This is a genomic window from Rhodococcus sp. T7 (assembly GCF_009872365.1).
GTDB lineage: Bacteria > Actinomycetota > Actinomycetes > Mycobacteriales > Mycobacteriaceae > Rhodococcus_F.
This window is the reverse complement of sequence record NZ_WXYH01000389.1, coordinates 50,358-50,767: the sequence shown is the minus strand read 5'-3', so window position 1 is coordinate 50,767 and position 410 is coordinate 50,358. Positions and strand designations below refer to the sequence as shown.

The window sequence follows — 410 nt, the reverse complement described above, 5'->3', positions numbered from 1 at the left end:
TGTGCGACGGCGTCGAAGTCGGAGGCGGAGTTCGTGCGCCGTCTACGTGGTCAGGGATTGGTCGTGCGTCCGCGTTTCGCGTCGGGACAAAGTGACGTCGTTGTCGGTTACAAGGTCGCTGTGCGGCCGGCTGCGGGGCACACTCCGGTGTTCTACGGCGGAGGACATCTCGCCAAGGATTTGACGTTGCCGCGGTTGCGCAGCGAGTGGGAAGACAGCCCGCAGGCGTCGTCGGCGGCGGTCGACGAGTGGAACGCGGCACGCCGCGAACGGCCGACGGTGCGAGCCGGACGCGAGAGCCAGGAACTCGACCCGAAGTTGCTCGACCGGGCCACCGCGGACCTCGGGAAGTGGAACGACTACCTGCGATCCATCCCGCTCGAGGACCGGGCACAGTGGGCACGCGCCGC

At 68.3% G+C, this 410-nt stretch carries 1 pseudogene; it reads left to right on the top strand.

Annotated elements, in window-relative coordinates:
* Positions 1-63 precede the first annotated feature (63 nt).
* Positions 64-410, top strand: a pseudogene (locus MLGJGCBP_RS50940) (relaxase/mobilization nuclease domain-containing protein); the annotation flags it as partial.